Source organism: Nonomuraea bangladeshensis (assembly GCF_039529455.1).
Taxonomy (GTDB): domain Bacteria; phylum Actinomycetota; class Actinomycetes; order Streptosporangiales; family Streptosporangiaceae; genus Nonomuraea; species Nonomuraea bangladeshensis.
This window is the reverse complement of record NZ_BAAAMV010000012.1, coordinates 338,817-364,912: the sequence shown is the minus strand read 5'-3', so window position 1 is coordinate 364,912 and position 26,096 is coordinate 338,817. Positions and strand designations below refer to the sequence as shown.

Annotated in this window: 27 protein-coding genes; 16 read left to right on the top strand and 11 right to left on the bottom strand. The window is 73.3% G+C overall.

All coding sequences use genetic code 11. The features are described 5' to 3' along the window. Nucleotides 1-45: 45 nt before the first annotated feature. The gene (locus ABD292_RS39010; RefSeq protein WP_344216600.1) at nt 46-825 is read right to left on the bottom strand and encodes an ABC transporter ATP-binding protein; all 780 of its coding nucleotides are present in this window, start codon (nt 823-825) and stop codon (nt 46-48) included. A gap of 188 nt (nt 826-1,013) precedes the next feature. Between ABD292_RS39010 and ABD292_RS39005 the strand changes: the two genes are divergently transcribed. Further along, the gene (locus ABD292_RS39005) at nt 1,014-2,210 is read left to right on the top strand and encodes a helix-turn-helix domain-containing protein (RefSeq protein WP_344216598.1); all 1,197 of its coding nucleotides are present in this window, start codon (nt 1,014-1,016) and stop codon (nt 2,208-2,210) included. A gap of 51 nt (nt 2,211-2,261) precedes the next feature. Here the strand turns inward: ABD292_RS39005 and argG are convergent, their stop codons facing one another. After that, nucleotides 2,262-3,710: an argininosuccinate synthase gene (gene argG, locus ABD292_RS39000; RefSeq protein ID WP_344216596.1), complete on the bottom strand. Its 1,449-nt coding sequence runs from the start codon at nt 3,708-3,710 to the stop codon at nt 2,262-2,264. A gap of 111 nt (nt 3,711-3,821) precedes the next feature. Between argG and ABD292_RS38995 the strand changes: the two genes are divergently transcribed. Then, complete coding sequence (locus ABD292_RS38995; protein WP_344216594.1) at nt 3,822-5,669, top strand: DUF2264 domain-containing protein; 1,848 nt, start codon at nt 3,822-3,824, stop codon at nt 5,667-5,669. Nucleotides 5,670-6,029: 360 nt separating this feature from the next. Here the strand turns inward: ABD292_RS38995 and ABD292_RS38990 are convergent, their stop codons facing one another. Beyond that, nucleotides 6,030-6,668 carry an HNH endonuclease family protein gene (locus ABD292_RS38990; RefSeq protein ID WP_344216592.1) on the bottom strand — a complete coding sequence of 213 codons (639 nt, stop codon included), beginning with the start codon at nt 6,666-6,668 and terminating at the stop codon, nt 6,030-6,032. A 154-nt stretch (nt 6,669-6,822) separates the two neighbouring features. On the opposite strand from ABD292_RS38990, the gene ABD292_RS38985 reads away from it, so the two are divergent. Together ABD292_RS38985 and ABD292_RS38980 are read left to right on the top strand one after the other, a co-directional pair. Further along, the gene (locus ABD292_RS38985) at nt 6,823-7,119 is read left to right on the top strand and encodes a hypothetical protein (RefSeq protein WP_344216590.1); all 297 of its coding nucleotides are present in this window, start codon (nt 6,823-6,825) and stop codon (nt 7,117-7,119) included. Beyond that, the gene (locus tag ABD292_RS38980; protein WP_344216588.1) at nt 7,119-8,255 is read left to right on the top strand and encodes a bifunctional WXG100 family type VII secretion target/C40 family peptidase; all 1,137 of its coding nucleotides are present in this window, start codon (nt 7,119-7,121) and stop codon (nt 8,253-8,255) included. The genes ABD292_RS38985 and ABD292_RS38980 overlap by 1 nt, the downstream gene beginning before the upstream one ends. On the opposite strand, the gene ABD292_RS38975 is transcribed toward ABD292_RS38980, so the two are convergent. After that, nucleotides 8,237-9,190 carry a cation diffusion facilitator family transporter gene (locus ABD292_RS38975; RefSeq protein WP_344216586.1) on the bottom strand — a complete coding sequence of 318 codons (954 nt, stop codon included), beginning with the start codon at nt 9,188-9,190 and terminating at the stop codon, nt 8,237-8,239. The two genes, ABD292_RS38980 and ABD292_RS38975, sit on opposite strands and share 19 nt — an antisense overlap. Before the next feature lie 137 nt (nt 9,191-9,327). Here ABD292_RS38975 and ABD292_RS38970 point away from each other — a divergent pair, with 137 nt between their 5' ends. From ABD292_RS38970 to ABD292_RS38945, 6 genes are all read left to right on the top strand, one after another. Further along, entirely contained in the window at nt 9,328-10,548 is a 1,221-nt protein-coding gene (locus ABD292_RS38970) for a cytochrome P450 (RefSeq protein ID WP_344216584.1), read from the top strand. 63 nt (nt 10,549-10,611) lie between these two features. Next, nucleotides 10,612-11,292, top strand: a complete 681-nt coding sequence (locus ABD292_RS38965) for a TetR/AcrR family transcriptional regulator (protein ID WP_344216582.1) — start codon at nt 10,612-10,614, stop codon at nt 11,290-11,292. A 362-nt stretch (nt 11,293-11,654) separates the two neighbouring features. Then, on the top strand, nt 11,655-12,017 hold the full coding sequence (locus tag ABD292_RS38960; RefSeq protein WP_344216579.1) for an STAS domain-containing protein: 363 nt from the start codon (nt 11,655-11,657) through the stop codon (nt 12,015-12,017). Between the two features lie 112 nt (nt 12,018-12,129). Continuing rightward, nucleotides 12,130-12,528 carry an ATP-binding protein gene (locus ABD292_RS38955; protein WP_344216577.1) on the top strand — a complete coding sequence of 133 codons (399 nt, stop codon included), beginning with the start codon at nt 12,130-12,132 and terminating at the stop codon, nt 12,526-12,528. Between the two features lie 101 nt (nt 12,529-12,629). Beyond that, nucleotides 12,630-12,995 (top strand): MarR family transcriptional regulator, encoded by a 366-nt coding sequence (locus ABD292_RS38950; protein ID WP_344216575.1) that lies wholly within the window; start codon nt 12,630-12,632, stop codon nt 12,993-12,995. 13 nt (nt 12,996-13,008) lie between these two features. Beyond that, nucleotides 13,009-13,404 carry an STAS domain-containing protein gene (locus ABD292_RS38945; RefSeq protein WP_344216573.1) on the top strand — a complete coding sequence of 132 codons (396 nt, stop codon included), beginning with the start codon at nt 13,009-13,011 and terminating at the stop codon, nt 13,402-13,404. Nucleotides 13,405-13,463: 59 nt separating this feature from the next. Here ABD292_RS38945 and ABD292_RS38940 read toward each other — a convergent pair whose 3' ends face one another. Then, on the bottom strand, nt 13,464-14,918 hold the full coding sequence (locus ABD292_RS38940; protein ID WP_344216571.1) for an AAA family ATPase: 1,455 nt from the start codon (nt 14,916-14,918) through the stop codon (nt 13,464-13,466). Nucleotides 14,919-15,080: 162 nt separating this feature from the next. On the opposite strand from ABD292_RS38940, the gene ABD292_RS38935 reads away from it, so the two are divergent. Continuing rightward, a complete protein-coding gene (locus ABD292_RS38935; RefSeq protein WP_329576518.1) occupies nt 15,081-15,236 on the top strand; it encodes a hypothetical protein in 156 nt (51 codons plus the stop codon). A gap of 73 nt (nt 15,237-15,309) precedes the next feature. On the opposite strand, the gene ABD292_RS38930 is transcribed toward ABD292_RS38935, so the two are convergent. The 6 genes from ABD292_RS38930 to ABD292_RS38905 all read right to left on the bottom strand — a co-directional run bounded on the left by ABD292_RS38930 (nt 15,310) and on the right by ABD292_RS38905 (nt 21,243). Beyond that, nucleotides 15,310-15,564: a hypothetical protein gene (locus ABD292_RS38930; protein WP_344216568.1), complete on the bottom strand. Its 255-nt coding sequence runs from the start codon at nt 15,562-15,564 to the stop codon at nt 15,310-15,312. A gap of 56 nt (nt 15,565-15,620) precedes the next feature. Further along, nucleotides 15,621-16,652, bottom strand: coding sequence for a hypothetical protein (locus ABD292_RS38925; RefSeq protein ID WP_344216566.1), 1,032 nt, complete (start codon nt 16,650-16,652; stop codon nt 15,621-15,623). Nucleotides 16,653-16,714: 62 nt separating this feature from the next. Beyond that, entirely contained in the window at nt 16,715-17,308 is a 594-nt protein-coding gene (locus ABD292_RS38920; RefSeq protein ID WP_344216564.1) for a response regulator transcription factor, read from the bottom strand. Further along, a complete protein-coding gene (locus ABD292_RS38915; protein WP_344216562.1) occupies nt 17,305-18,393 on the bottom strand; it encodes a sensor histidine kinase in 1,089 nt (362 codons plus the stop codon). The genes ABD292_RS38920 and ABD292_RS38915 overlap by 4 nt, the downstream gene beginning before the upstream one ends. An 82-nt stretch (nt 18,394-18,475) precedes the next feature. Beyond that, nucleotides 18,476-19,480, bottom strand: coding sequence for a glycoside hydrolase family 11 protein (locus tag ABD292_RS38910; protein ID WP_344216560.1), 1,005 nt, complete (start codon nt 19,478-19,480; stop codon nt 18,476-18,478). Nucleotides 19,481-19,698: 218 nt separating this feature from the next. Beyond that, entirely contained in the window at nt 19,699-21,243 is a 1,545-nt protein-coding gene (locus ABD292_RS38905; protein ID WP_344216637.1) for an MDR family MFS transporter, read from the bottom strand. 167 nt (nt 21,244-21,410) lie between these two features. On the opposite strand from ABD292_RS38905, the gene ABD292_RS38900 reads away from it, so the two are divergent. The 5 genes from ABD292_RS38900 to ABD292_RS38880 all read left to right on the top strand — a co-directional run bounded on the left by ABD292_RS38900 (nt 21,411) and on the right by ABD292_RS38880 (nt 26,076). Further along, on the top strand, nt 21,411-21,995 hold the full coding sequence (locus ABD292_RS38900) for a TetR/AcrR family transcriptional regulator (RefSeq protein ID WP_344216558.1): 585 nt from the start codon (nt 21,411-21,413) through the stop codon (nt 21,993-21,995). Between the two features lie 43 nt (nt 21,996-22,038). Further along, entirely contained in the window at nt 22,039-22,482 is a 444-nt protein-coding gene (locus ABD292_RS38895; protein WP_344216556.1) for a GNAT family N-acetyltransferase, read from the top strand. A gap of 158 nt (nt 22,483-22,640) precedes the next feature. Next, nucleotides 22,641-23,360, top strand: coding sequence for a DUF1275 family protein (locus ABD292_RS38890; RefSeq protein WP_344216554.1), 720 nt, complete (start codon nt 22,641-22,643; stop codon nt 23,358-23,360). Between the two features lie 86 nt (nt 23,361-23,446). Further along, nucleotides 23,447-24,607 (top strand): FAD-dependent oxidoreductase, encoded by a 1,161-nt coding sequence (locus tag ABD292_RS38885; protein ID WP_344216552.1) that lies wholly within the window; start codon nt 23,447-23,449, stop codon nt 24,605-24,607. A 122-nt stretch (nt 24,608-24,729) separates the two neighbouring features. Then, nucleotides 24,730-26,076: an amidohydrolase family protein gene (locus ABD292_RS38880; RefSeq protein ID WP_344216550.1), complete on the top strand. Its 1,347-nt coding sequence runs from the start codon at nt 24,730-24,732 to the stop codon at nt 26,074-26,076. Nucleotides 26,077-26,096: the final 20 nt, after the last annotated feature.

The window sequence follows — 26,096 nt, the reverse complement described above, 5'->3', positions numbered from 1 at the left end:
ATGTCGCGCTCGCGCCGGACTCCGGGGTCGCGCCTGATGTCGCGGTCACGCCGACCACCTCGACAGCCCGGCGCGGGGGCGCGCCTCGGCCGGGGCCTCGTCGCTGACGCCCAGGTAACGCCGCCTGACCTCGTCGCTGGCGGCCAGCGCCGCCGCCGGGCCCTCCATCGCCACCCCGCCGACCTCCAGCACGTACGCGTAGGAGGCCAGCGACAGCGCCGTGGCCACGTTCTGCTCCACGAGCAGCACCGACGTGCCCGCCGCGTTGATCGCCCTGATCGTGGCGGCGATCCTGGCGGCCATCTGCGGGGCCAGCCCCAGCGTCGGCTCGTCGAGCAGCAGCACCGACGGCCCCGCCATGAGCGCCCGGCCGATGGCCAGCATCTGCTGCTCGCCGCCCGACAGCAGCCCCGCCGGCTGCCGGGAGCGCTCGGCGAGCACCGGGAACAGCTCCCGCACCCGCTCCCTCGCCTCGGCGGCGGCCCGGCGCGGCGTGCCGAGGCCGCCCGCGCGCAGGTTCTCCTCCACGGTCATGCGGGCGAACACCCGCCGGCCCTCCGGCACGTGCGTGACGCCGCACCGCACCACCGCCGCCGCGCCGAGGCCGGACAGGCGGGCGCCGTCCAGCTCGACCGTGCCGCGCGCGATCCGGCCGCGCTGGAACCGGAGCGTTCCCGAGACCGCGCGCAGCAGCGTCGTCTTGCCCGCGCCGTTCGCGCCGAGCACGGCCACGACCGCGCCGGACGGGACCCGCATCGACACGCCGTCCAGGGCGCGTACCGGCCCGTAGTCCACGACGAGATCGCCGACGGTCAGTTCGGCCATACGACTTCCTCCCAAGACCCCATGCCGGCTCACCCAAACCGCTGACGTGCGCCGTCGTCCAGATGCCGGCGGGAAGTCAGGGGGCCTGCCCACCCTGGCCGGGCCCCGGTTGTGCAGCCGCACAACGATGGATCACAAAACGCTACAGAGCCTTGTTCTGGAGCGGCGGGCGATGGCAGCCTCGGGGAATGCGTCCCCCTACGGTCGTGGACGAGGACGTCCGCCAGACGCTCCGCACCGCCGCCATGGTCCTGCTGGAGCACCTGCCCGAGCTGACCGGCGAGCTGGTCGCCCGCACCCGCGACGGCGACGAGGTGTACTGCGCCTGCGTCCCCTACGACGAGCACTGGAAGAGCACGCTCGAAGGCGTCCGGCTGGGGCTCACCGCCATCCTGCAGCCGCCCTCCGAACGCCGCGACCTGGTCTTCACCGCGAACATGGCCCGCCGCCGCGCCGAGCAGGGCCTGCCCCTCGACTCGCTGCTGCGGATGTACCGCCTGGCCGGCCAGGTCGTCTGGTCGGCGCTGGTCGACCACATGGAACGCGAGCGGCCCGAACGGCTGAGCGTGCTGGTGCGCGCCGCCGGGCATGTCTGGCACGCCATCGACCGGCAGTCCATGGTGGCCTGCGACACCTACAACCGGCGCGAGCAGGAGATACTCGGCCGCAGCAGGGAACGCGTCAACGCCCTGCTCGACGCCCTGCTCGACGGCACCGCCGACGCCGGGGTGGTCCGCGCCGCCGAGGCCGCGCTCGACCTGCCCGAGCACGGCAGCTACGCGGTCGTCACCGTACGCCGCGGCGGCCGGCAGGACGACGCCCTGCTGCCCGAGTCGCTGGACGGCATGCGCCTGCTGTGGCGGATGCGCACCGGGCACGAGGTCGCCGTGGCCGCGCTCGGCGGGGCCGGCCTGGACGACCTGTGCAGGGAGCTCAGCTACGTCATCAGCGGCGTGGCCGGCGTCAGCCCCGTCGTGACCGGCCTGGCCGAGCTGGCGGCCGCGCACGAGCTGGCCCTGCTCGCCATGCGCACCTGCGTGGACGGCGGGCCCGAGATCGCCCGCCTGGACGGCCGGGTGCCGGCCGCGCTCATGCTCACCCGGCCCGACCTCGCCTTCCACCTGCTGGACAGCGCGCTCGGGCCGCTGCTCGCGCTCGACTCCGCCGACCGCGACACGCTGCTGACCACGCTGGAGACCTGGCTCGCCTGCGACGGCTCGGCCGCCAGGGCCGCGGCCCGGCTGTTCTGCCACCGCAACACGATCGTCAACCGGGTGCGCAGGATCGAGCAGCTCACCGGCCGCTCGCTGGCCCGCCCCCGTGACCTGGTGGACCTGGCGCTGGCCCTCGACGCGGCCCGCCTGCTGCCGAACAGGAACGCGTGAGGCCGCGGGGGAACACCCCGCGGCCTCACGTCGCTCACGCTCAGCTCACCCTCAGTCGGTGCCGAACTCCATCGCGGCCTGGTCCAGCAGCTCCTCCTCCACCACGGCCTCGCCGCGCGAGGCGATGGCCTCCGCGCCGCCCTCGTCCATGGCGCCGATGAGGCCGGTCGAGGCGGCCTGGGCCGCGCCCACCAGGGTCGGCTGACCGCCGCCGACCATGCCGAGCCGGGCGTACTGCTCCAGCTTGGACCGGGAGTCGGCGATGTCGAGGTTGCGCATGGTGAGCTGGCCGATGCGGTCGACCGGCCCGAACGCGGAGTCCTCGGTGCGCTCCATGGACAGCTTGTCCGGGTGGTAGCTGAACGCCGGGCCGGAGGTGTCGAGGATCGAGTAGTCCTCGCCGCGGCGCAGCCGCAGCGTCACCTCGCCGGTGATGGCCATGCCGACCCAGCGCTGCAGCGACTCGCGCAGCATCAGCGCCTGCGGGTCGAGCCAGCGGCCCTCGTACAGCAGGCGGCCGAGCTTGCGGCCCTCTACGTGGTAGCTCGCCAGGGTGTCCTCGTTGTGGATGGCGTTGACCAGCCGCTCGTAGGCGGCGTGCAGCAGCGCCATGCCGGGGGCCTCGTAGACGCCGCGGCTCTTGGCCTCGATGATGCGGTTCTCGATCTGGTCGGACATGCCGAGCCCGTGCCGGCCGCCGATGGCGTTGGCCTCCAGCACCAGGTCCACGGCGGAGGCGAACTCCTTGCCGTTGATCGTGACGGGGCGGCCCTGCTCGAAGCCGATCGTGACGTCCTCGGGGACGATCTCCACCTCGGGGTCCCAGAACCGCACGCCCATGATCGGCTCGACGATCTCGATGCCGGTGTCGAGGTGCTCCAGCGACTTGGCCTCGTGGGTCGCGCCCCAGATGTTGGCGTCGGTCGAGTAGGCCTTCTCGGTGCTGTCGCGGTAGGGCAGGCCGTGGGCCAGCAGCCACTCCGACATCTCCTTGCGCCCGCCGAGCTCGTGCACGAAGTCGGCGTCGAGCCACGGCTTGTAGATGCGCAGGGAGGGGTTGGCCAGCAGGCCGTAGCGGTAGAAGCGCTCGATGTCGTTGCCCTTGAACGTCGAGCCGTCACCCCAGATCTGCACGCCGTCCTCCAGCATGGCGCGCACGAGGAGGGTGCCGGTGACCGCCCGGCCGAGCGGGGTGGTGTTGAAGTAGGTGCGCCCGCCGGAGCGGATGTGGAACGCGCCGCAGGCCAGCGCCGCGAGCCCTTCCTCCACGAGCGCCGCCCGGCCGTCGACCAGGCGGGCGATCTCGGCGCCGTAGGCGGTGGCGCGGCCGGGGACGGAGGCGATGTCGGGCTCGTCGTATTGGCCGATCTCGGCGGTGTAGGTGCACGGCACTGCACCCTTCTCGCGCATCCACGCGACCGCTACCGAAGTGTCGAGACCACCGGAGAAGGCGATCCCGACTCGTTCACCGACAGGCAGGGAGGTGAGTACCTTGGACACGAGCAGAAGTATATACACACCTCTGCATGTCCATGCAATGCGGCGCGCGGACATGGCGGGGAGCGCTGCGGTGGAAACCGCTTTCCAGCGAACGGCGTAGGATCCCGTTCCATGCCTCTCCCGCCCCCTGACCACCGCCTGTCACCCCGTACCGGCTGGACCCGCGCGCACTGGGAGGCCATGGCCGACCGCCTGCTCGACGCCGTGGTCCCGTACGCTGCCGACGGCTTCGCCCAGTACCGCCTGCCCGGCATCCCGAGCCGGTCCGGGCCCGTCAGCGACGGCCTGGAGGGCTTCGCCAGAACGTTCCTGCTGGCCGCCTTCCGCATCGCCGGCGCCGGCGGCGAGGTCCCGCCCGCGCTGGTGGAACGCTACGCCGAGGGCCTCGCCGCGGGCACCGACCCCGCGCACCCCTGCGCCTGGCCGCCGCTGACCGACATGTCCCAGCCGCTGGTCGAGGCCGCCTCCATCGCGCTGGCGCTGCACGAGACCCGGCCCTGGCTGTACGACCGGCTCGACCCCGCCGTCCAGGAGCGGGTGCTCGCCTGGCTGGCCGGGATGCTGGGGCGGCGTACGCCGGACAACAACTGGGTGATGTTCCGGGTGGTCGTCGAGCAGTTCCTGGCGGAGGCGGGCGGCCCGTACGAGCCCGCCGAGATCGAAGCCGGCCTGGAACGCATCGAGGACTGGTACGCCGGCGACGGCTGGTACTCCGACGGCAAGGGCAAGAACTTCGACTACTACACCGGCTGGGCGCTGCACCTCTACCCGTCGCTGTGGGCCAGGATGTCCGGCGACACCGCCCGCCAGGAGCGCTACGCCGCCCGCCTGCGCCTGTTCCTGGAGGACTACCAGCACTTCTTCGCCGCCGACGGCGGGCCCGTCCACCAGGGCCGCTCCCTCATCTACCGCTTCGCGACCGCCGTCCCGCTGTGGCTGGGCGAGCTCACCGGCGCCTCGCCGCTGCCGCCCGGCCGCACCCGGCGCATCGCGAGCGGCGTCCTGCGCCACTTCGCCGAGCGCGGCGCGCCCGACGAGCGCGGGCTGCTCACCTGCGGCTGGTACGCCCCCTTCCCGCCCGGCACCCAGGACTACTCGGGTCCCGCCTCGCCGTACTGGGCGAGCAAGGCGTTCCTCGGCCTGCTCCTGCCGCCGGACCACCCGGCCTGGGCCGCGCCGGAGGAGCCCGCCCCGGTCGACCTCGCCGACCAGGTCGTGCCCGTGCCCCCGGCCGGCTGGCTGCTGCACGCCACCCGCGCCGACGGCGTCGTACGCCTGCTCAACCACGGCAGCGACCGCGACCGCGTCCAGCGCCAGGACGGCGAGCCCGACCCGCTCTACCTGCGGCTCGCCTACACCAGCCACACCGGCCCCGACTTCGCGCCGGACGCGGCCGACAACCAGCTCGCCGTCGTGTCCCCGGAGGGCGTCCCCTCGCGTCGCCGCCGCATCGAGCCGCTGGCGGTGGGGGAGCGGGTGGCCGCCTCCGCGTACCGGGACGGGGACGTCCATGTGGTGACCACCTCGGTCGCGGACGGGCCGGCCGAGATCCGCGTCCACCAGGTCACCGCGCCCGCCGGCCACCTGGTCCGCGACGGCGGCCACGCCCTCGCCGACGGGCTGCCCCCCGCCACGCACGTCGAGGGCGTCCACGCCGTGGCCCGGCGCCCGGACGGGCTGACCAGCGCGGCACGCGGCCTGCACGGCTTCACCTCGGCCGGCGTCGTCACCGGCGACGGCGTCAACGCCTTCGGCCCGTGCTCGGCCACCCCGTACGTCACCTGCCCGGCCCACCCGGGCGGCACGGCCGTGTACGTCAGCCTGATCCTCCTCACCGCCGCCCCCGGCGAGCCGCCCCTGCCGGAGGTACGGGTGACGGCGGACGAGGCCGTGATCACCCTGTCCACGGGCGAGCCGGTACGCGTCCCCCTGAACGAGGCGGCAGCCGGCGACCGGTGACCGGAGGGTCAGGAGGCGGTGGGGCTCTCCGACGGGCTCGGGGCGGGGGAGGACGTCGAGGGTTCGTGATGCCACCTGCCGTGGCCCGCGCCGCCGTCCCCGCCGCCGTGGCCCTTGCCGCCCCAACCCCGGCCCCAGCCCTTGCCCTGCTCGCGGACCGTGCCCGCGCGGTCGGTCCGGCCACCGCGGCGACCCCGGACAGCACCAGAAAACGGGGATACCGGCGCCTGGGCGGCTCCCCGCCGAGCACCTCCGCGTCGCTGAAGTCGTCCGGCCCAGAGGTGGTCATCGTGTCCTCCCGACACGGTTCGTATGACCACAAGCGTGCACGTAATCCGTTAAGAGCGACGTACCTGCAGGTCACCGGCACGTACGCAGCATGTTGAGCAGTGCCACCCGCTCCCTCCGCGTGACGAACAGCCGGTAGTGGTGTTTCACGGTGATCCACGAGGTGGCGTACTTGCACCAGTAGGCGCGCCGCTGCGGCCGCCAGCTCTGCGGGCCCTGGCCGCCCTTGGCGAGGTTCGCCGAGTGGCTGACCGTGATGAGCTCCGGGCGGGTCAGGTCGTTGGCGAACGCCCGCCGCTTCGCCTGGCTCCACCGGCTGGCCCCGGAACGCCAGGCATAGGCGAGCGGCACCACGTGGTCCACGTCCACCAGGCGCTCGCTCTTCAGCCACTTGCCGTCGTACGGGCTGTACCAGGCCCCCTTGACCGGGTGGCAGGCGGCGTTCCTGCGCACCCGCCGCCCGTCGCGGGCCAACACCGTCTCGCGCGCGTCGCAGGTGCCCTTGTGGTGCGCCCAGCGCGGCATGAACCGCTGGTGGCTGTATCCGCGGATGGGCAGCGGGCGGGCGACCTTGAGCTGATCCAGCAGGCGACGTGCCCGTGCCGCCGACCCCGCCTCGGCCGCGGCCGGTGGCGCGGCGGCGACGAGGACGATCGGGACGGTCAGGGACGCGAGCACGGCGGCCTGGGCCGCCCGCCTGAAGAAGATCATGGTTCAACCCTTACCAGCATTCACGTGCGCTCGGTGCCGATACATCGGGAAGGCGGGCCCGATCCGGCCGGACGGATGCGTCAGAAGGGGCGATTGGTGCAAGATGGATCCCGCACCGACGGAGATCACGGCGAACACACGGGGTGAGCTGGCGATGGGCGGGCTAGAAGTCCACTTCCAGGCGTTGGAGGACTGTGCGTCCGTCGCGCTGCGGGTGGGCAAGGAAGCGACCGAGCTGGCCGGGGGCTATCCCGCCGGCGCCACCGACTCCCTGATCTTCGGCAAGCTGGCCGACTCCTCCGGCCTGGCCTCCGCCGTCGACGCGATCGAGAAGGAGGCGGGCGGCGAGCTGGGCCAGGCCGGCTCCAAGCTCAAAGGCGTCGAAGCGGCGCTGGACAAGGTGCGGCAGAACGTCCGCAACGCCAACCTGGCCAGCGGGGCGGACTCCTGATGGGCGTCGCCGAGCAGGTCGCCGCGCTGCCGGACGGCGCCGAGCTGGCCGAGCTGCTGCGCAAGGTCAGCGGCAGCCCCGAGACCATCCGCGGCATCGCCAAGCGGTGGCGCGGCGCGGCCGGCAAGGTCGACGGCTACGCCGGCCGGGTCAGCGCCGCGGTCCGCACCGTCGACAACGCGTGGAACGGCGGGTCCGCGGACGCCTTCGTCGCCTACATGAGCGGCTACGAGCGCGCGGGCACGGCCTTCCACCACGCCCTGACCAACAGCGCGGGCGCACTCGACAACGCCGCCCAGGCGCTGGAGACGGCCAAGTCGAAGGTCGAGGGGATCTGCAACACGCTGCTGGACGACGTGCGCGCCTGGCGGACGGCCCACCCCAAGGCCGACAAGAAGGAGGACGACGCCGCGGTCAAGCCCCTGGTCGCCAAGGCGCTTTCCGACGCCCGGCCGCACGGCAAGGACGCCGAGACGGCCGTGACCCAGGCCATGAAGGACGTCAAGAAGCTCCTGGGCGACTGGGCGACCGCCGAGACCAAGGCGCCGAGCGACCGGGCGGCGACGTTCGCCGCGATCAAGGCGTCCGGCGACCAGACGTTCGTGCCGGGACCGGGCCACACGGTGAAGTGGGAGCCCGCTCCGCTGCCGAAGACGACCCTGCAGGGCAACGACGGAGGCGGGGCCGGCCCGATGGGCGGAACCGGGGGCGGGCCTGGCGGCGGACCCGGGGCCGGCTACGCCGGGGACGGCCCGCCGCCGACGCCCCTGCCGTTCGAGAAGGGCACCGCCACCGGCGCCCGCATCGTGGAGGCCGCCAGACTGCACATGGGCAAGCCGTACGTGTGGGGCGCCAACGGCCCGTCGGCCTTCGACTGCAGCGGCCTCGTCTACTACGTGCTCAACCAGGCGGGCATCAAGATCGGCGACACCACCGCCGCCGGCTACCAGGCGAGCGGCACGCCGGTCAGCACGCCGCAGCCCGGCGACCTGGTCTTCTTCGGCAACCCCGCCGGGCACGTCGGCGTCTACATCGGCGACGGCAAGATGATCCACGCGCCGCACGCCGGGTCCACCGTCAGCATCGGGACCGTCGCCAACGACGGCCGCGCCGTCAGCTACCGCCGCTTCACCTGATCCTGGTCGCCCTGCCGCCGCTCCTGCTCGGTGGCGGGGGCAGGGGAGAGGTAGATCACGGAGGCGATCGGCACCCGGTCGCGGATGCGCCGCTCGGTCTCGCCGAGCGCCTCGGCGACCGCGTCCGACTCCCGGTGCCCCGCGACGGTGACGCGGGCGGCCACGAGCAGGTCCTCCGGCCCCAGGTGCAGGGTGCGGAGCTGGGTGTAACCGGCGATGACGTCGTCGTCCCTGAGCACGTCCTCGATGGAGCGCTGGATCTCGGGGGAGGCGGCCTCGCCGATGATCATGCTCTTGGTCTCCCTGGCGAGCGTCACCGCCACGATGATCAGCAGGACGCCGATCGCGACCGAGCCGACCCCGTCCCAGACCGTGTTGCCGGTGATCAGGGCGAGGGTGACGCCGATCAGGGCGAAGGCCAGGCCGGTCAGGGCCGCGGCGTCCTCCAGCAGCACCACCGGCAGCTCCGGGGCCTTGGCGTCGCGGATGTAGCGGGTCCAGGACCGGTTCTTGCGCAACCGGTTGGCGTTGCGGACGGCGGTGCGCAGCGACAGGCCCTCCATGACGATCGCGCCCAGCAGCACCCCGACCGCCCACGGCCAGCTCTCCAGCGGGTGCGGGTCGCTGATCTTCTCGTAGCCCTCGTACAGGGCGAACAGGCCGCCGCCGAAGAACAGCACCACCGACACGAGGAAGGCGTAGAAGTACCGCTCGCGGCCGTACCCGAACGGGTGGGCCGGCGTGGGCCCGCGTTTCGAGCGCGACCGGCCGAGCAGCAGCAGCCCCTGGTTGCCGGAGTCGGCGACGGAGTGGATGCCCTCGGCGAGCATCGACGACGAGCCCGTGAAGAGGAACGCCACGAACTTCATCACCGCGATCCCGATGTTGGCCGCCAGGGCCGCCAGGGTCGCCTGCTGGGAACCGCCTCGGCTCACGCCGCCTCCTCTCGATCGGAAGCCTCGCCAGTACCCAGAAGCGGGCGGGAACAACGCGGCGGCGGGCGGACGTTGCCGGAATAAGATGATCATCTTATATTCGGAGGGTCGGACTCACCGGCTGGAGGGCCAAAGCGATGGCTGACGAGATCCCCGCATACCCGTTCGACCGCCCTGCCGCGCTGGAGCCGCCGCCGCGGCTCGCCGAGCTGCGCGAAGGCTGCCCGGTGGCGCACGTACGCCTGCCGAGCGGCGACGTGGCCACCCTCGTCACCCGCTACGACGACGCCCGCTCCGTGATGGCCGACCCGCGCTTCAGCCGCGACCTGGCCAGGGAGGGCGCGGCCCGGCTGGCCACCACCGAGGACGGCGGCGTGTTCAGCCGGCAGCGGGCCGGCGGCTCCGCCATCCGCGACGGGCAGGGCCACCTGCGGTGGCGGCGGCTGCTCAGCGGCTGGTTCACGCAGCGCAAGATGGAGGTGTGGCGGCCCCGCGTCCAGGCCATGGCCGAGGACCTGCTGGACGCCATGCTCGCCAAGGGCTCCCCGGGCAACCTGACGACCGGGCTCGCGCTGCCCCTGCCGGTGCGCGTCATCTGCGCCCTGGTCGGCGCGCCGGCCGAGGACCAGGACAAGTTCGCGCACTGGTCGCGGGTGATGCTCACGCTGACCGCCTACACGCAGCAGGAGGTCGACCAGGCCTACAGCGAGTTCAACGCCTACGTGTCGGACCTCGTCGACCGCAACCGCGCCGATCCCGGCGACGACCTGCTGAGCGAGCTCACCCAGATCAGCGACGCCGAGGACGGCCGGCTCGGCAAGGACGAGCTGATCTCCACCGTGCGCGGGCTGCTGCTGGCCGGGCACGAGACCACCTCCAACATGATCGCGATCATGACGGCCGTGCTGCTGTCCGAGCGCTCCCGCTACGAGGCCGTCGTCGACGACCCCGACCTGATCCCGGGCACCGTCGAGGAGGTGCTGCGCCTGGACAGCACGCTGTCGATCATCGGCGGCGTGCCCCGGTACATCACCGAGGACGTCGAGCTGAGCGGCACCCTCGTGCCCGCGGGCAGCACGGTGATCCCCAGCACCACGGCCGCCAACCGCGACCCGGCGAAGTTCCCCGACCCCGACCGATTCGACCCCAGGCGGCCCAACGTCGCCCAGCACCTCACCTTCGGCGCCGGCCCGCACTACTGCCTGGGCCAGCCGCTGGCCCGCGTGGAGCTGCAGGTCGTGCTCGGCCTGCTCACCCGGCGCCTGCCCGGCCTCGGGCTCCGCGACCACCCGTCCGACCTGCGGCTGCGCACCGGCGGCATCGCCGGCGGGCTCCAGGAGGTGTGGGTGACCTGGTGAGCCGGCCGCGTCCGTGGTGATAATCGGGGAAAGACTGCACCGAATTCATCATTAAGGACGGTCATGAACGTCAGCACGGCGGTCCCCGCGCCGTCCTCCCGGCCGTCCCCGCGCTCGCTGCGCGCCCGGGACAAGCTCATGCGGACCGCCGAACGCCTGTACGCCGAGCACGGCTTCGCCGGCGTCTCCATGCGGATGATCCGCGAGGCGGCCGGGCAGCGCAACAACTCCGCCGTGCAGTACCACTTCAGCTCCCGGGACGAGCTGATCGTCGCCATCCTGGAGCAGCACGCGGCCGCGGTCGAACGGCACCGGTCCCGGCTGGTGGCCGTGCTGGAGGAGCGGGGTGAGGCGTCGCCGCGCGAGTGGATCGCCTGCGTCGTCGAGCCCGGCATCGAGCATCACGTCGAGCTCGGCACCCCCTCCTGGTACGGGCGCTTCCTCGCGCAGGCCGTCGTGGATCCGGGGCTGCGCGAGCACGCGCGGAGGGCGTACACCTGCACGCCCTCCTTCCAGCGCCTCGACCGCCTCCACCCCGTCGCCGGGGCCGGGCGGGACGCCGAGCTCACCGAGCGGCACGCGGCCATGATCCGGCTGCTCCTCGTCCACATGTGCGCCGACCTGGAGACCGAGCTGGCCGCAGGGGAAGCCACGCCGGACGAGGCGGAACGGGCCTGGCGGCGGCTCGGCGACAATCTCGTCACCGCCGTTCTCGGCCTCAGCTCCGCCCTGCTCCCCGGCTGAATTCCGCCGTTCATCCACGCCTGAACGCCCGGGTTTCGGCGTGGCGGCGGGGGGAAGGGGCGGCTGACAATGCTGCGGGACATATGCCGTGAACCGCTGCGGGAGCGTGCCTGACGCCGGATCTGGGCGCCCTCGCCGCGACCACCGCGGGAATCGGACGCGATCAGGTGTGGACCAGGAAGAAACAAGATTGTCGACGACCAGTGAAGACGATTGTGGGCGATTCCCCGAGATGCGGCGCCAGGAGGGGCGTACCGCGGGCCGTCCGCGTCCGCGTAGGCTTGCCGCCTAGCCGCCGCGGGGGTTCCGCGACGGCCCGGACGAGACGTCCGGCCTGGATCACGGACCTTGAGGGGAAAGCGGTGACGGCACTCGCGATCGAGGTGGAGCGCCGGCCTGGCTACTGGTTGCTGACCCTGAGCGGTGAGCTCGACAGGCAGACCCAGCCCGACCTGTCGCGCGCGTTCGACGAGCTGCTCGGCGGCGCGCCGCACGAGTGCCCGCACATCGTCTGCGACCTGGGCGGCCTGGCCTTCTGCGACTCCAGCGGGCTGCGCGCGCTGGTCATCGCGCAGGAGCGGGCGCGCGAGCGGAGCGGCGGCCTGCGGCTCATCGAGGTGAACCCGAGCATGGCGGCGCTGCTGGAGATCACCCAGCTGGAGGAGCAGCTGCCCGCCTACGACGACCTCGACCACGCCACGAACGGGCTGATACGTCCGGAATGACCGTCGTGCCGGCATCAGGAGCCCCCGACTGCCTCTCCGGCGGGCGGGCGGTCTCACAGTGGACGGATCCGCCCGTGAGCCGCGGCACGTTGACGAGACGGGACATGACACGTTGAGCGACCTGCTCGAACTGAGCCTCCCCACCGGCACGGACCTGGGCGCGGTCCGGGCGGTGCTCCGCGATCACGCCCTGACGTCCGGCATGACGGCCAGACGGGTGGAGCTGCTGGTCCTGGCGGTCAACGAGGCCGTCACGAACGTGCTGGACCACGGCGGAGAGGGCGGCCGGCTCGTCGCCCGCGCCGGCGACAAGGGCATGGTCGTCGAGATCCTGGACGAGGGCGGCACCCTCCTCCCCGAGCACCTGAGGCGGCTCCCGGCCCGCAACCCCACGAGCGGCATGGGCCTGTTCATCATCCGCAGCGTCTGCGACCGGGTCGACCTCGACCACCCGGACGGCCACTCCCGGCTCCGCCTCTACATGGACTACGCGGGTCCAACCGCTCACTGAACGGCGCGCGGTGCGCCCCCCACTTTCACGAAAAACTTTTCCGTAATAGTATTTCGCCAGGACGTGCGCACACCACCCATCCGCGACCACCAGGAGGATCAATGGAGCAGGTGCGTTCCTCCCCGGCGGACCGGTCCTGGACGTTCCTGACCAACCACGCCCGGGTGCTCACCGAGATCGCCCGCGATCCCGGCGCGCGGGTGCGCGACATCGCGGCCGCGATCGGCATCACCGAGCGCGCCGCCCAGAACATCGTGACCGATCTGGAACGCGGCGGCTACATCACCCGCACCCGCGTGGGCAGACGCACCCGCTACAGCGTCGACCCCAGCCGTCCGTTCCGCCACCCCGCCGACGCCGACCATCAGATCGAAGGGCTGTTGTCCCTGTTCACCGACGACCACCCGCCCGGCCAGGAGCGACCGGACGGAGACCTCGACCGCCGCGCGCCTTCTCTTCCGTCGTGACAGGAGCCACCCGATGCCGATGACCACCGACGAATCCGGCCACGCGCTGCCCGGCGGCCGCGCGCCCGACTGGCTGACGGTCCTGGTCGAGGAGCGCGACGGGGACGCCGTGGTGCGCCTCGACGGCGAGCTCGACCTCCTCACCCGCCCGCGGCTGAGCGCCGCCTGCGACGAGCTGCTGAGCCGCGGCGTACGCAGGATCGTCATCGACGCGGCCGGCCTGAGCTTCAGCGACTGCGCGGGGCTGAGCGCGCTGCTCGGCGTGCAGCGCGAGGCGTGGCGGCGCGGCGGCTCCCTCGTGCTGACCGGCGTGCACGGCATGCCGGCCCGGCTGCTCGCCATCACCGGCGCCGCGGCCACCCTGCTGCCCGGCGAGGCCACCGGTCCGGCCAAGGCCGTCGGCGAGTGACCGGCCCCGCCCGCCCGCCCGCCCGGGCGGGGCGGTGGGCGGCGGGTGAGCGGCGGAGGTCAGCAGGCGGGCGGTGACAGGCGGGCCGGGGTGCGGGTGTCCTTCGGGTCGGCCGGGATCACCCCGTCCCGTGAGCCCTCCTGCGACCCGAGGAGGGCCCGGGTGAGTGACTGGTCGTCGCCCGCCATCGCCCGCAGCGCCGTGTCGAAGTGCTCGTCGGTGAGCGCGGGCGCGCCGGCGCGCAGCGCGATCAGGATCACCCGCCGCATCAGCTCCTTCACGAACGACGCCGTCACGCCCTCGGTCGCGGCGACCACCTTCCCGGTGTCGGCGTCGATCCGCTGGTCACGCGCGTAGAGCCGGACCAGCCGCTCCCGCGCCGCCGCGTCCGGACGCGGCACCTCCACCGCGAGGTCCACCCGTCCCGGCCGCTGGACCAGGGCCCGCTCCAGCGCCTCGACCCGGTTCGTGGTCAGCACGAACGTCACGTCCGCGTCGCCGCCGATGCCGTCCATCGCGTCCAGCAGGGAGAACAGCAGCGGGCTGGTCTCGTGGTGGCCGCGGTCCTCGGCGATGAGGTCGACGTCCTCGATGACCACGAGGGACGGCTGCAGCGTGCGGGCCAGCGCCACCGCGTAGTCGATGCGCCGCATGGCGGGCCCGGTGATGAGCACCGCCGTGTGCTCGTGCAACCGCCCGATCAGGTAGCGGGTGGTGTGGGTCTTGCCCGTTCCCGGCGGCCCGTACAGCAGCAGGCCGCGGCGCAGGTGCTGGCCGGCGGCGGTCAGCCGGTCGGCGAGCTCGGCGATGCCGACGATGTGCTCCTCGATGGCCTCCAGCCGTCCCTCCGGCAGCACCACCTCCTCGGCGGCCAGTTCGGGGCGGGGCAGGAAGGTGAGCAGCTCGTTGTCCCGGTGCTCGCTGAATCCGAAGCTGAGCACCTGGCCGCGGAGCGGGTCGTGCTCCCGCTTGAGCCGGTCGATCTCCTCGCGCACCGCCGTGGCGGTGCCTCGCTCGGCCGTGAGCACGGTGAGCAGGGTGTGCGGCTCGTGGTCCTCGCGCTCGCTCAGCGCGAGGACCACCGGTGTGCCGTCCGGCGCGACGGTGGCGACCAGGCCGAGCTGCACGACCTCGATCGTGGCCTCGGGCCCGACCGCGGCCGTGCCGTAGTCGGGGCGGCCGAGCAGCCGGCTCCCGTCACGCATCGCGGCCAGCAGCATGTTGATGATGCTCTCCCAGCGGCGCTCGCCGCCGACGATGCCGAACCAGCGGGCGCCCGGCGAGTGGCGGTCGAGGTAGAGATCGGTGGCGATCTGCAGCGCGGCGTGCTCGTAGAAGCGGTACCTCTCCTCGACCACCACCACGTCGCTGAGGGGGCAGCCCAGGTGCTCGGTCACCTGAGTGATCAGGGGGGAGGCCGCGTTGTCGGCGCCGATGCTCTCGGCCACGGCGCTGTAGACCTGCCGCAGGCTCTCGGCCAGGGCCCGCGCGCTCGCGGGATCGATGTCCGTCACGATCGCCATCATGCCGCACAGGCTTCCGGCCCGCGCGGCGTTATTTAACGTGCTTTGTCGCATCTTGGCCGCTCGGTCGTTCGTGGACCTCCCCTGAGGGCATCCGCGTGTACGGGGAGTAGTGAACCGCTTCTCTCCGTGACACGCAGAAAGGGAAGTCGGATGGCTCAGGACGCGCGCAAGCCGAAGAGCGGCGACAAGGACAAGAACAAGGGCAAGGCCAAGGGCGCGATGCCGGGCCGCAACGGCGCCGAGAAGAAGCCCGGCGCCGCCAAGCCCGAGGACTGGAAGAACAACGTGCCGGGCGACCAGGGCTGACGCCTGACGTGCTGGTGCCCTGCGGCCTCCGGCCGCAGGGCACCTTGCGTTGTCCGGGACGACGCCGGCGGGGTCAGTCGCCGGACTCGCTCATCAGCCGGGTCCAGAAATGCTGCAGCTCTTCGGCGATGTAGCGGCGGTAATGGATGCGCTGCCGGCCGTCGTCGTCCCGGTAGACCGAGACCTCGGTATAGGGCGTCCCATCGTCGATGAAACCCGTATGGAGCTGCGCCCAGTCTTCCGCGCGCGGTGTCCACTCCGGAAAAGCCAGCGTCGCGGCGCGGTCCCGGATGGCGGTGTGCCAGCGTTCTTCCCCCAATATGGCCATACTCCACGGTGCCAGAGCAACGGTCAGGACCGGGCAAAACACCCCGTTGCGGAGAGTCAGAGCGTGGCGGTCTCCTCCGCCCCGCGTGCCGACCGGACCCGGGACCAGGCGACGGCGAGCAGGACGACGGCCGCCGCGGCGAAGGCCACGTTCCCCGCCAGGTCCACCGCCGGGGTGGCGGGCAGGGCCGGGGGCTGCGGGAAGGAGTGCCAGGCGTAGGTGAGCATCCAGCCCGCCCCCAGCGCGAACCGCTGGGCCGGCCCCCAACCCGTCCGGCGCGCCCAGCGGGCGACGAGCGCGTACGCCGCCCCGTACAGGGCGAGGTTCGCGGCCACGGCCGGCCATGCGCGGAGGACGTCGATCGTCAGCGCGGCCAGCCAGAAGGCGAGGCCCGCCACGAGCGTGAGCCCCAGCACCGCCCCCGCCCCCGGCGCCCGCTTCACCACCCGTCCCGGCACCTGTCCCCGTGCCCGCTCCTGCGCCTGCGCCCGTTCCGTGCGCGTGGCGGCGGGCCGGTGGCGGCGTAGGGCGAGGGCGGTCAGCAGGGCCGCCGTCACGGCCGCCGCCGCGAGCTGTCCCGCCGGCGCGCGGTAGGCGTCCGGGTTCAGCGCGGTCGCCGCCGCGCCCAGCGCGTACAGCACCCCGGCCACGACCAGGCCGGGCCGGCCCAGCCACGGCTCCTCCGCCCTGGACGGCACCAGGGCCTCCATGACCGCGATCGGCGCGAGAACGCTCCCCGCCGCGTGCACGCCGCCCAGCACGAACGTCGTCCACCAGGCGCTCACGCCCACGCCCGGCAGCCACGCGTACGACGCCAGGTCCATCCCGGCGAAGTGCGGATCGAACAGGGACCGCGTGAGCAGCCCCTCCTCCACCACCCCGTACGCGACCGCGAGCAGCACCATGCCCGGCCAGCCCGCACCCCGCCGACGGGCCAGCTCGCGGATGAGCAGGGCGCCGCCCCCGTACAGCGGGGCCAGGACGATCAGCGCGGGCAGCGCGGTGACGGGCAGGTTCCCCAGCAGGAACTCGCCCGCCAGCGGGGACAGCACGAAAAGCCCGAGAGCGGGCAGAAGCCGTTTTCCCATGAATCCAGCGTCGCCAGGCCCCGGCGGGGCCGGTAGTGACGTTCGTCAGCAGGGCGCGCGGGTCACAGCCAGCCCTTGGCCTCGGCGGCGCGGGCGGCCTCGGCGCGGTTGCGGACGCCGAGCTTGCCGATGGCCGACGACAGGTAGTTGCGCACGGTGCCGTCCGACAGGTGGAGGCGGCGGGCGATGTCGGCCACGGTGCCGCCCTCCGCCGCGGCCCGCAGGACGTCCCGTTCCCGGCCGGTCAGCGGGTTCGCGCCCGTGGAGACGCTGGCGGCGGCCAGCTTGCGGTCGAACACCCGGCCGCCCGCGTGCACCCGCCGCACCGCGTCGGCCAGCTCGCCGGCCCGCGCGTCCTTGACCACGTACCCGGCGACGCCGGCGTCCATCGCCCGCCGCAGGTAGCCCGGCCGGCCGAACGTGGTCAGGATGATCACCCGCACGTCCGTCAGCTCCCCGGCGACGGTGAGGCCGTCGCGGCCGGGCATCTCGATGTCGAGCAGCACCACGTCGGGGCGGAGCGCGGTGACGGCCGGGGCCACCTCGTCGCCGCGGCTCACCTGGCCGACCACCTCCAGGTCCGGCTCCAGGCCGAGCAGGGCCGCCAGCGCCGCGCGTACGAGGTGCTGGTCGTCGGCCAGCAGCACCCGGATCATGCGGCCGCGCCCGCCAGCGGCAGGCGGGCGCTCAGCCGGAAGCCGCCGCCCTCGGCGGGGCCGCCGTCCAGGACGCCGCCCGCCACCTCGACCCGCTCGGCCAGCCCCCGCAGCCCGTTGCCCGCCGCGCCCGCGACGTCCGTACGGCATCCGCCGCCGTCGTCGCTCACCTCCGCGTACGCCTCCCCGCCCCGCACCCCCAGCCGGATGCGGCAGTGGCGGGCACCGCTGTGCCGTACCACGTTGGTCGTCCCCTCCCGCACCACCCAGGCCAGCACCGGCTCCACGTCGGCGGGCAGCGGCCCGGCGGCCACCTCCAGCCGCACCCCGGCGGTGGCGAGCGCCCGCCGTGCGCCGTCCAGCTCATCCGCCAGCGACAGCTCCCGGTAGCCGGTGATCGCCTCCCGCACGTCCGCCAGCGCCTGCCGGGACAGCTCCTCCACCTCCTCGGCCTCCGCCCGCGCCCGCTCCGGGTCGGCGGTGACCAGCCGCGCCGCGAGCTGGCTCTTCACCGTCATCACCGCGAGGCTGTGACCGAGGAGGTCGTGCATGTCGCGGGCGAAGCGCAGCCGCTCGTTGTCCACGGCCAGCCGCTCCACCTCGGCGTTGGCCTGGCTGAGCGCCCGGTTCGCCGACTCCAGCCGCAGGAAGGCGCGCATCGCGACGGCGAAGATCACGCCCTGCAGCGGGAACCACCAGCGTTCGGCCAGCGACAGGCCGAGCAGCAGCGGGAAGGCCAGCGTGACGGCCAGGATCGTCGCCCCCGCCGCCACCGGCAGCGCCCGCTCCGGCAACGACACGGCCACCGCCGCGATGAGGAAGAACCACATCGACAACAGCCACAGCTCGCCCAGCAGCGGCGTCATCGCGGCGGCGACCGCGTACAGCAGGGCCAGGGCGAGCAGGCCCGCCGCGCGGCGCGACCGCTCCACGCACCACATGACCCCCAGGTAGAGCCCGACGAAGGCGGCCAGTCCGGCCGCCGCCAGCGCCACCCGCCCGGGGGAGGGGGAGGAGGCCAGGAACGTGGGCAGCGGCCAGACCAGGACGACGAGGTAGAGACAGTTCCACAGCCTGCCCTTCACGCCAAGCAGCCTATACAGCCCATCGCCGGCCGTCCCCTGACGAATGTCATGGGCACGGTCCGGCGAGGGGCGGATCAGCTGGTCAGCTCGCGCTGCAGGAGACCGTCGGCCAGGTGTAGTTGCCGTTGTGCTGGATCGTCACCCCCCAGTTGTTGCCGCTGCCGTTGGGCCGGGCGGTGAGGGTCTGGGCGCTCGGGTAACTGGCGCTGATGTTCCAGGTGGCGATGACCTTGGCGGGGGAGGGGACGTTCATCGTCACGGTCCAGTTGCTCGATCCGCTGACGGCGACGTTGAGGTTGTAGCGGTCGCTCCACTGCTGCCCGGCGGAGAGCGTCGCGGAGCAGCCGCCGCCACCGCCGCCCCCTCCGCCGCCGCCCCCTCCGCCCCCGGAGGAGCTGCCGAGCGTGATGTTGGAGCTGCCGCTGCTCTGGTAGCCCTCCGTCGCGAGGATCTGGTAGTCGTGGCTGCCGAGGTTCATGCCCTTGCCGGCCCAGGCGTCGAAGTGGTTGCCGGCGGTGATGGTCCCGCCGGTCCGCTTCGACTGCCGGACGCTCCAGTACTGGTCGAAGGTCCTGGTGCCCTCGATGGAGGGGGCGTTGTAGCGGGTGGTCCGGTAGATGTCGTATGTGCCGCCGTCGCTGGTCACGGTGCCCATGTACGTCCCGGTGGGCCGGAAGGTGCCCCAGTTGTCGACGATGTAGTACTCGATGAGCGGGTTCCGGGTCCACCCGTAGAGGGTCAGGTAGGCGTTGCCCGACGGGTTGAAGCTGCCCGAGTAGGTGACCGTCCTGCGGCCGCCGGTGCTCCAGCCCTTGCCGGCGACGAAGTTGCCGGTGTTCCTCCAGGACGTGCTGTAGTTGCCGCCGGAGCCGAGGTTCATGGAGACGGTGCCGGGGCTGTCGGTCCAGAACGAGTAGAAGTAGCCGTTGTCGGTGCCCGTCTGGTTCGAGGTGACGGTCGTGTCGGCGCCGGCGGTGCCGGGCATGACCAGCGCGGACAGGATCAGCGCGAGGGCCGAGGCGCCGCCGAGGAGCAGCCGGAGCCGGCCGCCGCGGCGGGGTCGGTGACGGGTCGGGGCATCGTTCATCGGATCTCCTCTACCTCGAAATTATCGGCAGACTGGCGAAAGTATCGGATTCGTCAAGAGGGATGTCAACGCCTCGTACGGTCGTGGCGACCTCGCCGGTACGTCCACGGCTCTCGCGGTCAGCGAGAACGCGTCCGGCAGCCCTTGAAACTTTCGGAGAGTTTCCGAACAAGAAGAAGGCCGCGCCCCCTGAAGGGACGCGGCCTTGATGGCGAGGGTCAGGCCTTGCCGGCGACCTTCTGCTCGGCGGCCTCACCGGCCGGCTCGGGCAGGTCCAGGCTGTCGCGCAGCTTGGCGGGCCGCAGGAACGCCGCGGCGATCAGGCCCACCACGGCGATGCCCGCCGAGACGAGGAAGATGTGGCCGGTGGCGTCGCCGTACGCGGCCCGGACGATCGGCACGATCGGCGCGGGCATGTCGGCGATGTTGAGGCTCCTGCCCGCCTGGCTTCCCGTGACCGGGATGCCCGCCTTGGCGAGGCCCTCGGCGATGCTGGTCGCCACCCGGTTGGCCAGGATGGCGCCGAGCACCGACACGCCGACCGTGCCGCCGAGCGAGCGGAAGAACGTGATCGCGCCGCTGGCCGCGCCGATCTCGCGCAGCGGGACTGTGTTCTGGATGACCAGCACCAGGTTCTGCATGGACATGCCGACGCCGACGCCGACGGCCAGCATGTAGAGCGACACCAGCACCAGCGAGGTCTCGTGGTCGATGGTCGACAGCCCGACGAAGCCCGCCAGCAGCACGACCAGCCCGACCAGGATGTACGGCTTGGTCTGCCCGCTCCTGGACACCATCCGGCCGCTGATCGTCGAGGAGAACAGCACGCCGACCATCATCGGGATGGTCAGCAGGCCCGCGGCGGTGGGGCCGTACCCGCGGCCGATCTGGAAGTACTGGCCGAGGAAGACCGCGCCGCCGAACATCGCCATGCCGACCGCGAGGCTGGCCAGGATGGCGAGGGCCGGGTCGCGGCGGCGGACGACGTGCAGCGGCACGACCGGCTCGCGCACCTTGGCCTCCACCCACGTGGCCAGGGCGAGCAGCACCACGCCGCCGCCGACCATGGCGGCCGTCTGCCAGGACAGCCACTCGAAGGAGTTGCCGACGAAGGTCACCCAGATGAGCAGGACGCTGACGCCGGCCGCGATGAGCGCGGCGCCCCAGTAGTCGATGGTCACGTCCGTGCGGCGCACGGTGGGCAGGTGCAGGGTCTTGGCCAGCAGCGCGAAGGCGGCGACGGTGAACGGCACCGCGATGAAGAAGCACCAGCGCCAGCCGAGCCACGAGGTGTCGGCGATGAAGCCGCCGAGCAGCGGGCCGCCGACGGTGGCCACGGCCATGACCGCGCCGAGGTAGCCGTTGTAACGGCCGCGCTCCTTCGGGCTGATCATGGCGGCGATGACGACCTGGGCGAGGATCTGCAGCGCGCCCATGCCGAGGCCCTGGATCGCGCGGAAGGCGATGAGCTGCCCGGTGTTCTGGGCGAAACCGCAGGCCAACGAGGACACCATGAAGATCACGATGGCGATCTGGAGCAGCAGCTTCTTGTTGAACAGGTCCGCGAGCTTGCCCCAGATCGGGGTCGAGGCGGTCGAGGCCAGCAGGGACGCGGTGACGACCCAGGTGTACTGCGACTGGCTGCCGTTCAGCGCGCCGATGATCTGCGGGAGCGCCACCGAGACGACGGTGCCGCTGATCATGGCGACGAACAGCACGAGGAGCAGGCCGCTCAGTGCTTCGAGGACCTGCTTGTGGGTCATCGGCTCCGCCGCGGACGGCGCTGCCGGCTGTGCGCTCACGCGCAACCTCCTGTGGGGGAACGAACGTCAGGGATGATCCCGGATCGCGGGACCCGGATACCTTACATGCACATCGGGAAACTTTGCGCACTGGGCATATATTCCCGGCGGGTAGACTTCTTTCCATCATGAGCAGCACGCCAGGGCTGCGTGAGCGCAAGAAGGCCGAGACCCGCCAGGCGGTTCACGAGGCAGCGCTCCGGCTCACCCTCGAACACGGCCTCGACCACGTCACCGTCGAGGCCATCGCCGACGCGGCCAACATCTCGCGCCGCACGTTCAGCAACTACTTCGCCGGCAAGGAGGACGCCCTCCTCTACGGCGACGAGCAGCGCCTCGGCACGCTCGTGCGGCGCGTACGCGACCAGCCGCCCGAGCTGACCGCCTGGCAGGCACTGCGCGCCGCCATGGACGTCCTCTACCACGAGGCCGGCGGCGGCGACCGCGACCTGCTAGTCCGCACCCGCCTCGCCATGCGCCACCCCTCCCTGCTGGCCCGGCAGCTCACCGTCAGGGTCCGGCTGGAGAACGAGCTCACCGAGGCGGTCACCGGCCGCGCCCTGCCCGACGGCGTACGGCCGGAGGTGATCACCGCCGCGTTCCTGGCCGCGCTGCGCGTCGCCACCCAGTGGTGGTGCGCGGGCAACGACGAACGCGACTTCCGCGACCTCATCGACCAGGCGCTCGACCAGATCGCGGGCCGGTTCCGCTGACCCCGGCCCGCCGCTCCACGCCGGCCGCTCTAGGCTGGCCGGTGTGCTGATCCGCCCGAGAACCCCCGGCGACCTGGAGGCGTGCGTCAAGGCCCTCGCCGAGGTGCAGGTCGTCGACCGCTACCCCGTGGACTGGCCGGACGACCCCGGCGGCTGGCTGACGCCTCGCGGGCTGGAGCGGGCGTGGGTGGCCGTCGAGGACGCGGCGGTGCTCGGGCACGTGGGGCTGACCGCCGATCTGGAGGTCACCCGGCTGTTCGTCGTCGCGGCCGCGCGGGGGCGGGGGCTCGCCGGGCTGCTCCTCGACACCGTACGCGCCGCCGCGGGCGGGCGGCCGGTCACGCTGGAGGTCTCCTCCGAGGGGAAGGCGGCCATCGCCCGCTACGAGCGCTCCGGCTGGCGGCGCACCGGCAGCAGCCGCGCCACCTGGCTGAACGCGGCCGGCGAGCCCGCGCTCCTGCACCACTACGTCAGCCCGCCCTCCTGACCGGCGCCCGCGCAAAGACCCGGCAATGATCGCGCCCGCCGGGCCGGCCCGTCCTGACGGCCGGGGTAGAGCTCCGGAAGCGGGACGAGGGCGGAGGCGCGGATGAGGCTCACCGGGGCGGGGACGACGCCCGGCACCCGCGCGCCCGCGCCCGGCTGATGCCCGCCGGCCCGCCGGCGCCGGTCCCGCCGGCCGAGGGCGGAGGGCGGCTGGCCGTGCTCGCCGTCACGCTCACCGTCGGCACCGGCGCGCTGGACGTGGCCGGGTTCGCCCGGCTCGGCGGCGTGTTCAGCAGCGTCATGACCGGCAACCTGGTGGTGTGCGGGTTCGCGATCGGCACCGCCGCCTTCGCCCAGCTCCTGACCGGGGTCACGGCCATCGGCGGTTACGTGGCGGGCGTCCTCGGCGGCACCCGCATCACGAGCCGCTTCCGGAGCAGGCGGGAGACGGCGGCCGGGGCCGGGTGGAGGTGCCCGCGAGGGGTGATCGCGGCGCTGGCGGCGGAGCTGGCCGTGCTCGCCGTGTTCGCCGCCGGCTGGGTGGCCGCCGGTCCCCGGCCCGCCGCCGTCCCGCTGCACGGGCTGCTCGCCCTGGCGGCCGGGGCGATGGGCCTGCAGAGCGCGGCGATGCGCGGGCTCGGCGGTGGCCATCCGGTGTCGACGACGTACCTGACCGGGACGCTCACCGGCGTCGTCGCCGCGCTCATCACGGTCGGCCGCCCGCAGGGGGCCCGATTGCGCGACCTGACGGTCCTGACCGCGGTCCCCGTCGGGGGCGCCGGGGGAGCGCTGGTGCTCGCGTACGCGCCCGCCCTCCTTCCCGCCATCCCTCTCGCGACGGTGCTGACCGCCGTGACGGTGGCGACTCTCCTGCACTGACCCGGCCGGCGCCGCATCCGGATCATGGACCGCGGACCCCTTCTGCTCTACTGGAGGTAGTACTACCAACGGTAGAGGGGTGGGTCATGCGCATCGTCATCGTGGGAGCCGGCATCGCCGGGCTGGCGGCGGCCAGGGGGTTACGGACGGCGGGACACGAGGTCACCGTCCTCGAACGCGCGCCCGCGCCGCGGGACGGCGGCTGCGCGATCATCCTGTGGAGCAACGGCACCACCGTCCTGCGCGACCTCGGCGTCCCCCTGGAAGGGCTGGGCCGGCGGCTCGACACCCTGGAGGCGCGCAGCGCCCGCGGCCGGCCGCTGATGACGGTGGACACCGCCCGGCTGGAACGCGAGCTCGGCGCCCCGACGATGGTCATCCCCCGCCGCACCCTGATCGCCCGGCTCGCCGAGGGCCTGCCGGAGGACACCGTACGGTTCGGCGCCCGCGTCACCCGGCTCCACGACGACGGCCGGACCGTGCGCGCCGAGACCGAGGACGGCACGCAGCACGCCGCCGACCTGCTCATCGGCGCCGACGGCGCCAACAGCCCGGTCCGCGCCGCCCTCTTCGGCGCCGCCCCGGCGACCGGCGCCCGCCCGACCGGCGCGGCCTCCTGGCAGGGACTGATCCCCGCCCCCTTCGACCTCGGCTCCCGCTCCCTGCTCTTCCTCGGCCGCCTCGGCCTCGTCGGCCTGCTCCCCGCGGGCGACGGCATGCTCCAATGGCTCATCGACCTGCGATGGCGGCCCGGCGACGAGGCCGACCCCGAACGCGCGCTGGCCGCCCTGCGCGAACGGTACGCGAGCTACGGCGCGCCCGTCCCCGCCCTGCTGGCGGCGCTGTCGGAGAAGGACCTCCAGCTCTTCCCGCACACCAGGCGCCGCGCCTCCCTGCCCTGGCAGCGCGGGCGGAGCGTGCTCATCGGGGACGCGGCGCACGCCATGCCGCCCATCCTGGCCCAGGGCGCGGGCCAGGCGCTGGAGGACGTCGCGGCGCTGACCCACGTCCTCACCGGAGTCACCGGCGAGAACGCCGCCGCGGCGCTGCCCGCCTACGAGCGCGCCCGCAGACGGCGGGCCGCCCTGGCCTCGACGGCCGCCACCCGGGGCGTGGCGACCGCCGGGCCGCGTACGGCGTTCCAGAGCGAGGCCGCACTGCGCGGCGCCGTCGCGCTGCCCGACCGGCTGGCCACCTGGCTGTTCGGCCGGCTCGTCACCGGCGTCAGCACCCGCCTCGCCCGCTGACCCGGCCGGGCGAGCGGCCACTTGCGGACGACTGAAGCGCCCGCTTGAGTCCGCCACAAGAGGGTCATGGCACAAATCGGGTCGTGCCACGAACACGGCATCACCGACCCGGGAGGAAGACGATGTCCAAGACGATGTCCAAGGCGATGTCCAAGGCGATGTCCCCGTACGACCTGATCATCACCGGCGGCCACCTCATCACCATGGACGCGGCGGTCCCCGACGGCCCGGCGACCGTGGCCGTGCGCGACGGCCGCATCGCGGACGTGCTGCCCGCCGGCCGCGAGCTGCCGCCCGCCGCCGACGTCCTCGACGCCGGCGGCGCCCTGGTCCTGCCCGGCCTCGTGGACGCCCACCGCCACACCTGGCAGTCCGCCACCCGGCACTTCGGGCTCGACTGGAGCCTGATGGACTACCTCGGGGCCGCCTTCCTGCGCCTCGGCCCGGCCTTCCGCCCGGCCGACGTGCACGCGGCCACGCTGCTCGGCGCGCTCGGCGCGATCGAGGCGGGCATCACCACGCTCGTCGACTGGGCGCACATCCAGAACACCCCCGAACACTCCGACGCCGCCGTCGCGGCGCTGCGCGAGAGCGGGATCAGGGCGGTGTTCGCCTACGGCTGGCCGCAGACCGACCCGATGCGCTGGGTGGGCGACAGCGACGCCGTGCTGCCCGACGACGTCCACCGCGTCCGCGCCGGGCTGTCGGAAGACTCGGCCCGGGTGACGATGGCGCTCGCCGCCCGCGGCCCCGAGATGTCGCGGGCGAGCGCGGTCAAGCGCGACCTGGAGCTCGCCAGGGCGCTCGGCCTGCGCGCCACGATGCACCTCAGCAACGCCGGCAGCCTCACCCAGCTCGACACGCTCGGCCTGCTCGACGAGACGATCACCATCGTGCACGCCTGCGGCTGCGGCGACGACGAGCTGAAACTGGCCGCGGACCTCGGCGTCACCGCCACCGTGTCGCCGCTCATCGAGCTGACCATGCCCGGCCTCGGCACGCCCGCCACCGGCCGGCTCAAGGCGGCCGGGATGGTGACCGGGCTCAGCGTGGACACCGAGATCGCCACGTCGGGCGACCTGTTCGCGCAGATGCGGGCCGCCCTCGCCCAGCACCGGCAGTCCGGGCACCCCGAACCGCTGTCCGCACGTGACCTGCTCGCCATGGCGACCGCCGGCGGCGCCGCCGCGGCCGGCCTCGGCGACCGTACGGGCAGCATCACCCCGGGCAAGCGGGCCGACCTCATCGTGGTCGCCACCGGCGGCGCCGCCACCCCGCCGGTCGTCGAGCCCGCCGCGAGCCTCGTGCTCGGCGGGCACCCCGGCCTGGTACGGGACGTCATGGTCGAAGGACGGCTGCTCAAGCGCGACGGCGTCCTGCTGGGCCCGCTGCGGGAGGCGCTCGACGCGGCCGTACGCACCCAGGAGCACCTGCGCGAAGCCGCGCCGGAGGTCTTCCCGGCGCTCTGAGCCGGGTGACAGAACCGAAG